Source organism: Desulfonatronovibrio magnus (genome assembly GCF_000934755.1).
Classification (GTDB): Bacteria; Desulfobacterota; Desulfovibrionia; order Desulfovibrionales; family Desulfonatronovibrionaceae; genus Desulfonatronovibrio; species Desulfonatronovibrio magnus.
Window position 1 is genome coordinate 1 of record NZ_JYNP01000106.1, and the last position, 9,010, is coordinate 9,010.

A 9,010-nucleotide genomic window follows, 5' to 3' on the forward strand; every position below is an offset into this window, starting at 1 on the left:
TTTCAAGCCGGGGCTGATATCGGTTTAACCGACACCAGGTCCCTGCCCCTCTTCACCTTTTAAGGCAGTATAGCCCGACCAAGGCGTCTACTAAGCGCTTTGGTGCATAGGGAGCCACTTTGCTGGTATCTGAAACACAGAGCCATGCTTTTTTAGCCTGCAAAAACAGAGTGAAAGTAGCACAACAGCGATTAAGGCCCCTAACGCTTCACCTGAGGGCTTTCAGCCTCTTTTTGCATGTCCAACATCAAAAAAGATTGCAGAAGGGCCTTAAACGGGCTCACAGAGCTCCAACCCCTCACCCCTCTCCCTTAAATAACACCTAAAAAAGTATCAATCACAGCAAAATATCGCTTAAGCCAGGAAACACCTTGGTTTTCACAAAATCCATACCTTGTAATTGAAAATGAGTGTCAGTAGCAAGATTTAGGCCTGAAAAAATTTATCCTCAATTATTTTAAGCTTTTAACCAGACCTCTTAGACCAAAAATTAAAGTTTTGGAAACTCTGTCATTATACTCTCCCAGCATCTGTACAAAAAACACGGGGTTGGAAATTGTAACGTACGATACAAAAAATGGAGGGAGAGTATTGAAAGCAACTTCCACGGAATACCAGGGACTGGACTACGCCTACGGGTACTTCAATGAGCACCTGTTCCAAAACACTCTGTCTGATGTCTTGATCACCATGCAGAGAAAGTCAACAAGTGGATCGTAGCAAATATCCGTAACGGCAGAGTAATGGAAGGCCTTAAAGATCACGAGATTGAAATAGGAATAGCGAATTACAAAATCGACTTAATAAAAAAGCAATTAAAGTAACTTTTTTTCAACAAAAAACTAAAGTTTTCTGAAAACTTACATTATACTTTATTAGGTTTAAATTTAAACAGATATTTCCGGTTTGCTTCACAGTGGGGTGCTGACATTGGGTTGGCACCCATTTTCTGGAGCAAAGTGGTGATATCTCACAAACTTAAGGAGTATTTATGGCTACTACTAAAACTTACAGAGCGATTTACCTGAGTCCGGAACTGGATGACAGGATCGTGAAAAAAGCGGAAGAGGAAAAACTAAGTGCATCCAAGCTGATCAGGGTTGCTGTTGAGAAGTACCTGGCTGGGGTAAAGCCGGCTGGGAAGAAATTTAACTACAAGCACTAACTTTAATATGGGAGCATAATTATGGAAAAGTTGAAGCAGACCGGAAAAGTCATCAAGCTGCATAAAGATAATGAAAAGAAAAGTGACGTGGTGGAAGAGATTATGAGCCAAATGACAGAGCTGCCTGACTCCACAGAGGTAATTGATGAAGAAACTGGCTTAACCATGCAAGAGATTTGGGATTTTTACGAAAAAGGTGATTTTAGCCTGGGTGATTTTATCAGAAGGCGAATTGCTGGGAGTTACTGCTATAACCGGAATAATGAAAGATGGTTCATCCTGGACAAGGAAACCGGAATCTGGGCCTTTGATGAGCAAGACCTGCACCAGCAAAAAGTGCACGTTGAATCATGGCAGGCGCTTCAGGCTGCATTAAAGGCGGGGCAATCATTTCACAAAGATTTCCAGAAGCAGTTCATGAGTGTGATTAAAACCAGCCTTAGGAAGATCAATAAGTCACAGGGCCCTAAAGATATTGCCAAGATAGCTACCCAGTTTACCGATCAAGGCTACGGCTGGCAAAGCAAGGTGTATGGTTAAGAAGCAGGCCCTCCCTTTTCCCATATCAGGCTTAAACCTTGTACCTAAAGAGCAGATTACTACTATTGAAAACCAGCTCCAGGACTTGAAGTATGAGTTTAATGGAAACGTGAGAATGTTTATGCGCAGTTACAGCCAGGCCAGGTCTGAAGCACGTCTGGCTCTTGGAGATCTCTTTGATCCTCTGGACTATCCCATAGACCCGGCAGAACGGTTCAGTTTTCACTGGCAATACGTAAACCTGGCTATGCCTGGCAACTCTCAACTGCTTTCTCCAAAGCTCTATGAAAGGGAGCGAGAGAAATTCCTGAACCTCATGGAAGAGACACGGGAGCAAGCTATCGCAGCGCTACGCACTGAATTTGCCGAGCTTGTTTCCCACCTGACAGACAGGCTGGGTACAAACGGAGACTCCAAGCCGAAGATACTCAGAAGTAGTGTCCTGCAGAAGCTCAATGAATTCCTGGATAATTTCAGTAACAGGAACCTGTTTGAAGACGAAGAATTGCAAAGCTTAGTAGGGCTTACCAGGGATATAATTACTGGCGTGGACACTGAAATACTCAGAGACAACCAGGCATTACGAGATTCTATCCGGCAGGACATGGCTGAGGTAAAGAATGCAATTGACAGATCAATAACCGACCTGCCTCGCAGGCGTATCTACATGGAGGCAGCCTGATGAATGACCATGAAAACACTAACATTCTTGAGATTATAGGTAGCATAATTATTGCCATATCTGCATTGTTTGGCAGGTTATACTCTGAAGATGACGAAAATGAATAACAAGAAAGCCCGGGCAACCCCCCGGGCCTTTCTACTTCTGGAGGTAAAGAATGAAAATACACAAAGCAACACTAAAGCAGCGTAATCAATATGATGGTCTGTATCCATTGTACGCTACAGCGGTGATAAACGATGTAACTGTACATATCGAGAAACTGGATGAGTCTGAAGGCCCTGAGTACGAAATAGTACTGCCTGACGGTTACATTGATGGCCCTGAGCATCTGCATTTCCTGCTATGCTTTGACAGGGAAGACCTTGAAGACAGGCTAAAAGCTCTGGACCCGGTGCCGTGTACTTGTTGTGGAGGCGAAGAGCCATGCAGGATAAAATAAAATCACTCTTAAACGAGCTATACGCTATGGAGGCAAAGCCGGATTATTACTTATCCAACCCTGAAGCCTCAGTCGTTGCCCTTTTGCCCTACAGGAAGAAAAAGACTGAACACTTTGTAGCACTGTACGTAGACAACAAGAACCGGCTTATCTGTAAGAAGGTAATGTCCAAAGGTACTGTAGACCAGGCCCCGGTATTCCCCAGGGAAATTGTACGCCATGCTCTCTTAAAGCAGGCCTCAGGCTTAATTCTCGGACACAACCATCCCGGAGGCGATCCTGAGCCATCGCTGCAGGACAGGGAGCTTACCAGCAAAATCAAGAGGATCTGTCAAGAACTGGGAATCCGGGTACTGGACCACGTAATCGTAACTGATACCGGCCACTTCTCATTTCAAGAACACGGGTATTTATAAACCACAAGGAGGATAAAACACATGCCGACATTAGATGCAATTCAAGAAGAGATAAGCAATATTCTGCAAGTTGCGGAGGAATTGACAGAAGACCAGCATTTACCTGCCTTGTCCTATCTGGATGAACTGGGCCTACAGGAGCAGTCCAAAGTAGACGCTATCGGATATGCAGTCAGAAAGCGTAAAGCTGAGATTGATTTCCTGAAGCAGGAGGAAGAGAGACTGCGCCACAGGCGTAAGTCTATGGAGAAAAGACTTGAAGAGTTCCGGGAGTATCTGTTGATTATTCTGAACCGGCATAAGCTTACAAAGATAAAGGGCCTATCCAGTACACTTTTTATCAGGACCGTAAATGCCGTAAACATCTTAGACCTTGGTGGCATCCCGGAGAAGTTTAAGAAGATAATAACTGAGGTAAGGGTTGATAAGCGAGGCATAGCCGAAGAATTAAAAAATGGCTGGCATATTCCGGGTGCCCAGCTGGAAAAGAGACAATCATTAACCATAAGATAGGAGGCAGCATGTTTGTAAAAGCAAAACGAAGTCAGTCTAAATTAAGACTGGGCTTAATAGGCCCCAGCGGGTCAGGTAAGACATACAGCGCACTGTTAATAGCCAAGGGCCTGGGAGGAAAGATTGCCATGCTGGATAGTGAAAGAGGCTCTGGCTCTCTGTATTCAGACCTGGTGGACTATGACATATCTGATCTAAGCCCGCCCTACACCCCGGAGCGCTACATACAGGCTATAACAGAAGCTGAAAAGGCAGGCTATAACGTACTGATTATTGACTCATTATCTCATGCATGGTCAGGCCAGGGCGGTATCCTGGAGTTCGTGGACCGGGCTTCACAGGTTGTAAAAAATAACTTTGCGGCCTGGCGTGAGGCCAGCCCAAAGCATAATTCTCTGGTAGATGCCATACTGGGAGCTGATCTGCACGTCATAGTTACCATGCGCAGCAAGACAGCCTGGGAAGTCCAGAAAGATGAGAAGACTGGTAAGACAAGGCCTGTCAAGATCGGACTGGCCCCAGTCCAACGTGATGGTCTGGAATATGAGTTTACCTGTGTTCTGGAACTATCAGTTGACGGACATATTGCTACGGCCAGTAAGGACAGAACAGGTCTTTTTGACGGCCGTTATATTACGCCGGATATCGAGACAGGCAAGATGCTCAAAGATTGGCTAGTCGGTAGTACAGCTAAACCTGCGGACCTGATAAACGACATTATGGCTCATCTGTTCAAGCTTGGACTGGGATCAAGACTTTCTGAATACGAGGCATATATTCAGGCGAAATACAACACTGACCTTAAGAGTCTTCCCTATAAGTACATCCTGGAACAGCTTGCTAACCTGGAAAGATGCCATACGGACCAGGATTTACTGTCTAAGTTTCGTGACTATTTAACTAAGCAGGCAGCATGAGGTGAAGATCAGATGCAAAAGATAAATACCAAGAAGGATGATCGTCAGGCAGTAGGCCAGCTGATAATAGCTGTTGCAACTCTTATCTGGAAGTTATTCAAACCAGTGAAACGATAATATAGGAGGTAGATATGTGGTCAGTAATCAAGATGGGCAAATTTCTGGGTGCGGATGTGTCTGAGTCAGAGCATGTCTTTGAAAATGAAACTAAAGCACGTGAGTACGCTGCTCTGATAATCAGGCAGTCCGGTGTGTACGGAGTTATGATTGAGTTCTATGAACATAATTAGCTTAGGGAGGTAAGAATATGGACTTACAGGATGCTCATGGAGTTTCAAGGATAGGCTCCAAACTCAGATATGAAATTCGCAGAAATAAACAGTCCTTCCACAAGCGTAAGCACATCTTCTGGAAAAGACAGTGTTTAGTTTTGTGGTGCGCTGTTGTAGTTCTGATTGGCTTTGTAATCCTCTGGTAAAAGTCTGAGTAAAAAAGAAGGGACAAACAAGCGCCCTTCTTTTAGCCTGACATACCCTTAGAAGCCAATAACTATACACGTAGCTGCCCCTTTTTGGACACGCAGATGTTTTGGTGACTTCAGGTATGGGATGCATCTATGAACTTATAGCGGTCAAAATTGTCTACTATCGAACAATATCAAGTTTAATGAAACAAAAACAATAAAACTTCATATTTACCTACCAGAGTGAAGGTAGCGGGGTTGAGGGCAACAGATACAGCACTGGTTTTATTGGATATTTTTAGGCTGAAAAGCCCAATATCAACTTTATTCAAAAAGTTGAGATTCGGGTTTTAACTGAAAATCCTCCTTGCCAAAATAGAATATCTGCCTTAATTCTACTCTAACTGGCATTTTGAAACAATGAAAATGTATAGGTGAGCATATGGAAACACAAAGATATGAACAAATTTTATCTGATATCCAGACCCTGCCTCTTTCTGAACAACTCCTGCTATTAGAACAGACAGCCTCATTAGTAAGAAACAAAGCGACCACTGTATCTAAGCCCAGGAGCATCATGGAACTAAAGGGAATGGGAAAGGATCTCTGGAAAGATATTGATGTAGATAAATACATTACTGAGGAAAGGGCATCATGGAGTGGGTGAAGAAACTTTCAGGGACTACTATCGGGCTTGATACTGCTCCTCTAATTTATTTCATCGAGGAAAAATCACCCTATCTTTCTGTATTAGAACCTTTTTTTGTTGAAATGGAAAAGGGGTCATTGTTAGTGTCAACTTCAACCATAACCTTGCTTGAAGTTCTGGTATATCCATTACGTTTAGGCAATTATTCTCTGGCATCTAACTATAAAGACATTTTACTTAATTCAAAGATGATCACCGTTGAAATATCTCATTCTATCTCGGAGCGAGCCGCCAGCCTAAGAGCAAAGCATAATATAAGAACTCCAGATGCATTACAGATAAGTGCAGCCATTGAAACAGGAGCAGCCTACTTCCTTACAAATGATCTTAGGCTACCAACAATCCCTTCAATTGAAATAATCACCCTTGATAGCTTGATTTAATTCCCAAAGGCCACCCCGACTAACCAGGGGTGGCCTCCATGCACATCACATCTAAATCACGCAGCCTTACCCAGCGGTACGGAATTCACTGCTTCCTTCAGGGTTTCCTCTGCAAGATGCGCATAGCGCATAGTGGTTTCAATCTTACTGTGACCGAGCAAGGCTCCAACCTCATATATCGAACGCCCAGCGTTAATCAGGAAGCTGGCGAAGCTGTGCCGGAGGGTATGCAGCTTTACGTCTTCCAGACAAGCTTTTTCTCTGGCAGTAAACCATGACCTGTAAACTGAGGTAAATGGCTTCCCGGTATCAGGGTTCGGGAATACATACAGACCTGTGCGCTCAAGACCTTCCAGCACACCTACAGCGCTGTCAGAAAGAGGAACTGTCCGGGGCTTACCACTTTTTGTAAACGGGAACCTGATGGATTTCCTTTGAAGATCAACGTCCTCCCATCTGGCATTCAGGATCTCACTTTTCCGGGCTCCAGTCAGGATCAGCATGAGGATTATCGGCTCAAGCAAAGGGTTTTCACTCTCTCTTATGGCCACGCATAGCCTTTCGAGTTCTTCCGGGGTCAGGTAACGTTCCTGGACATTGTTCTCTTCAAACTTCTTGATACCGTCACAAGGGTTTTTACTGATCCCTTGCACCTCCCATTTCAAGAAGCCAACAGGGACAGACAAAATATGCTTTACTAAAATCTCTGGAATAACACCCATGAAAACGGCCCTTATAACCGGCATTACCGGCCAGAGGAGCCAACTGTGACATTATGTTGCCAGTATCCTGCTATACACAGATTTACCCCGCCTGCTTTTTTCATCCGGTTTTTAAGCTTTAAAAAAAGAAGCCAACAGGTTGATTAGTTGACTTTTAATCAGATATGCCCTGGAAAATGAGCTTCCAATGTTTGGAGTGTGCCGGGGTCTGCAGATCATGGCTCACTATTTTGGATATAAGGTTACTGCCTGCACTGGTCATGCAGGTACAAGGCATGAAGTAAGTATTGATGGGGAAGAACATACGGTAAATTCCTACCACGACAACTGCGGACCTCTTGAAATTAACCCGCCGCTTATACCATACCCTTTGCCAGAGACAATCAGGACCGTATTGAAGGCTTCTATCACCAGGACAAACCTCTGATGGCTGTAATGTGGCATCCTGAGAGGGAGGACCAGGTGTCTGAGCTTGACGTACAATTGATCAGAAAGTTTTTTGGTTTACCCCTGTAAATTTGCCTGTTAAGTATTTCTTCGTACCAACACACGAGGATATTACTTTGTACATATTTTACGTAGATGAGACAGGAAACCTGGATACCCACGGTATACATCCCGGGATGGATTATTCAGCTTCTCCCAAAGACTGGTTGTATGTATTAACAGCTTTGGGGATATTTGAACATAACTGGCGCAAGTTTTATGATCCTATAGCCGCCAAAAAGAAAATACTGCTCCAGGTTCATAATGCAGGCCAGGTTTCACTTGATGAGTGCGAGATAAAATCAAACTGGATCAGGATAAACAGGGAAAGGCAAAAACATCCCTTTCTCTCCCTGCTGACCATGGAAGAAGTGGATGATCTTGTGGCTACATACTACAACCAGCTGTTTGCAGTTCCGGCAGTGCTGGTTTCCGTGGTTATAGATAAGAGATATCTGCAGGATTACATGGACGCCTCAAAACTGCACCGCAAGGCCTGGGAGCTCTTACGTGAGAGGGTGGAAAACTATATGCGGGAAAAGCACCGCAAACATAAAGCTATAATGGTTACAGATGATATCAGCAGACAGGCCAACCTTTCTCTGGCCAGAAAACATGCATACTTTCTGGAAAGTGGAACCAGTGCCGACTGCAGGTTCAGGCATATCGTGGAAATGCCTCTCTTTGTGCGAAGTGAACTTTCAGAAGGAATTCAGGCGGCAGATATGTGTTCGTACAACATATACCATACAATGCGCTATCAGCGCTTTGATTATGAATATTTCAAAAAAGTATTCCCCCTGCTGTACAACTCATCTAATACCAATCAAAGCAAGGTGGATGGCTTGAAAATATTTCCAGATGACAGTCCCTTAATACCCTGGTGGGAAAAAAACAAAAGCCTCCTTGCGGAGGCTTGATTGTTTATTGATGTTCGGCGGGGCGGACCCTATCGAGCTGACAAGCAGCACCGAACGTTATCAACATTAAACATCCATGCTTATTTTGTCAAGGTTTACCAGGCTGAGTTTATTTCTTTATGTTTTTCTGTGACCTGAAAACACTTATGATGTCAACAGAGGGCGTAAAGAGAGTTGTTCTTAACCTTTTTCTCTGTGAGCCTCTGTGCTCTCTGTGGTATAATCTTTTTTATGAAAGCAATAATTTTGGCCGCAGGCCGGGGATCAAGGCTTCTAAGCCTAACAGATGACCGACCAAAATGCCTGGTCGAGCTGTATGGCAAGCCGCTTCTTGACTGGCAGATTAAGGCTTTAAGAGACGCAGGCATACAAGATATTACTGTGGTCCGGGGATATCTCAAAGATAAGATCACAGGTGAGTTTGAAACTCTGGAAAACCCCAGATGGTTTAAGACCAATATTAAGAAAGTGGGGACAGGTTGATTAGTTGACATTTTCACCACATTTCGCTACTTTCCTCTCAACCCAGCAACCACAAGCATTCATGGAGGTTCTACCATGCCAAGAATAGCCAGATTTATTCGTGAAAACCAACCTACAGTATACCATGTTATATCCCGAACCGCCCTGCAGGGCCTGCCCATCAAGGACA

The 9,010-nt window shown here is 44.1% G+C and carries 16 protein-coding genes; 15 read left to right on the forward strand and 1 reads right to left on the reverse strand.

Going from position 1 to position 9,010, the window contains the following annotated elements:
* The first annotated feature begins 591 nt into the window (after nt 1–591).
* From LZ23_RS25320 to LZ23_RS10590, 12 genes are all read left to right on the forward strand, one after another.
* Nucleotides 592–720 (forward strand): hypothetical protein, encoded by a 129-nt coding sequence (locus LZ23_RS25320; protein WP_269745175.1) that lies wholly within the window; start codon nt 592–594, stop codon nt 718–720.
* 271 nt (nt 721–991) lie between these two features.
* Nucleotides 992–1,165: a ribbon-helix-helix domain-containing protein gene (locus LZ23_RS23485; RefSeq protein WP_084591012.1), complete on the forward strand. Its 174-nt coding sequence runs from the start codon at nt 992–994 to the stop codon at nt 1,163–1,165.
* A gap of 21 nt (nt 1,166–1,186) precedes the next feature.
* A complete protein-coding gene (locus LZ23_RS10555) occupies nt 1,187–1,705 on the forward strand; it encodes a hypothetical protein (RefSeq protein ID WP_045214000.1) in 519 nt (172 codons plus the stop codon).
* Nucleotides 1,698–2,387, forward strand: a complete 690-nt coding sequence (locus tag LZ23_RS10560; RefSeq protein WP_045214001.1) for a hypothetical protein — start codon at nt 1,698–1,700, stop codon at nt 2,385–2,387. The genes LZ23_RS10555 and LZ23_RS10560 overlap by 8 nt, the downstream gene beginning before the upstream one ends.
* A gap of 157 nt (nt 2,388–2,544) precedes the next feature.
* Nucleotides 2,545–2,829: a hypothetical protein gene (locus tag LZ23_RS10565; RefSeq protein ID WP_045214003.1), complete on the forward strand. Its 285-nt coding sequence runs from the start codon at nt 2,545–2,547 to the stop codon at nt 2,827–2,829.
* On the forward strand, nt 2,814–3,245 hold the full coding sequence (locus tag LZ23_RS10570; RefSeq protein WP_084591013.1) for a JAB domain-containing protein: 432 nt from the start codon (nt 2,814–2,816) through the stop codon (nt 3,243–3,245). Before LZ23_RS10565 ends, LZ23_RS10570 begins: the two co-directional genes overlap by 16 nt.
* A 21-nt stretch (nt 3,246–3,266) precedes the next feature.
* Complete coding sequence (locus tag LZ23_RS10575; RefSeq protein ID WP_045214005.1) at nt 3,267–3,758, forward strand: siphovirus Gp157 family protein; 492 nt, start codon at nt 3,267–3,269, stop codon at nt 3,756–3,758.
* A gap of 8 nt (nt 3,759–3,766) precedes the next feature.
* Complete coding sequence (locus LZ23_RS10580) at nt 3,767–4,675, forward strand: ATP-binding protein (RefSeq protein WP_045214007.1); 909 nt, start codon at nt 3,767–3,769, stop codon at nt 4,673–4,675.
* Between the two features lie 131 nt (nt 4,676–4,806).
* A complete protein-coding gene (locus LZ23_RS24060) occupies nt 4,807–4,965 on the forward strand; it encodes a hypothetical protein (protein ID WP_157493192.1) in 159 nt (52 codons plus the stop codon).
* Nucleotides 4,966–4,982: 17 nt separating this feature from the next.
* Nucleotides 4,983–5,153, forward strand: a complete 171-nt coding sequence (locus LZ23_RS24065) for a hypothetical protein (protein ID WP_157493193.1) — start codon at nt 4,983–4,985, stop codon at nt 5,151–5,153.
* 427 nt (nt 5,154–5,580) lie between these two features.
* Nucleotides 5,581–5,805, forward strand: coding sequence for a hypothetical protein (locus tag LZ23_RS10585; protein WP_045214009.1), 225 nt, complete (start codon nt 5,581–5,583; stop codon nt 5,803–5,805).
* Entirely contained in the window at nt 5,793–6,230 is a 438-nt protein-coding gene (locus LZ23_RS10590; RefSeq protein ID WP_045214010.1) for a type II toxin-antitoxin system VapC family toxin, read from the forward strand. The genes LZ23_RS10585 and LZ23_RS10590 overlap by 13 nt, the downstream gene beginning before the upstream one ends.
* A gap of 56 nt (nt 6,231–6,286) precedes the next feature.
* Here the strand turns inward: LZ23_RS10590 and LZ23_RS10595 are convergent, their stop codons facing one another.
* Entirely contained in the window at nt 6,287–6,883 is a 597-nt protein-coding gene (locus tag LZ23_RS10595) for a site-specific integrase (protein WP_232300466.1), read from the reverse strand.
* Between the two features lie 226 nt (nt 6,884–7,109).
* Here LZ23_RS10595 and LZ23_RS10600 point away from each other — a divergent pair, with 226 nt between their 5' ends.
* The 3 genes from LZ23_RS10600 (at nt 7,110) to LZ23_RS10610 (ending at nt 8,841) form a co-directional block, all read left to right on the forward strand.
* Complete coding sequence (locus LZ23_RS10600) at nt 7,110–7,379, forward strand: glutamine amidotransferase-related protein (protein WP_269745176.1); 270 nt, start codon at nt 7,110–7,112, stop codon at nt 7,377–7,379.
* A 136-nt stretch (nt 7,380–7,515) separates the two neighbouring features.
* Nucleotides 7,516–8,358, forward strand: coding sequence for a DUF3800 domain-containing protein (locus tag LZ23_RS10605; protein ID WP_045214013.1), 843 nt, complete (start codon nt 7,516–7,518; stop codon nt 8,356–8,358).
* A 231-nt stretch (nt 8,359–8,589) separates the two neighbouring features.
* A complete protein-coding gene (locus tag LZ23_RS10610) occupies nt 8,590–8,841 on the forward strand; it encodes an NTP transferase domain-containing protein (protein WP_045214014.1) in 252 nt (83 codons plus the stop codon).
* The last annotated feature ends 169 nt before the right edge of the window (nt 8,842–9,010 follow it).